Origin of the sequence: Bacillus sp. DNRA2 (assembly GCF_012843265.1) — a bacterium.
Taxonomy (GTDB): domain Bacteria; phylum Bacillota; class Bacilli; order Bacillales; family Cytobacillaceae; genus Bacillus_BU.
In genome coordinates this window covers 1-219 of the sequence record NZ_JABAIT010000101.1, presented here as the reverse complement: position 1 = coordinate 219, position 219 = coordinate 1, and the positions used below count along the sequence as shown (strand labels likewise).

Sequence of the window (219 nt, the reverse complement as noted above, 5' to 3'; positions counted from 1 at the left end):
CACTTGGTTTTCGTCATTAAGTATCGCAGAAAAGTAGTAAACGATGAGATTTCAGATTATCTGAAAGAACATTTCATACGATTACTTGAGCCAAAAGGAATTACAGTAGAAGAATGGAAACATGATTGCGACCACGTTCATATTTTGTTTCGTTCAGTTCCAAATATCGATTTGTCAAAAGCTATTAACAGCTACAAAAGTGTTAGTTCTCGTTTCGTA

1 protein-coding gene is annotated in these 219 nt (G+C 34.2%); it reads left to right on the top strand.

The window, feature by feature from the left end:
* The coding region (tnpA, locus tag HHO41_RS22195; protein WP_169102749.1) for an IS200/IS605 family transposase at positions 1 to 219 on the top strand (219 nt) is incomplete at both ends.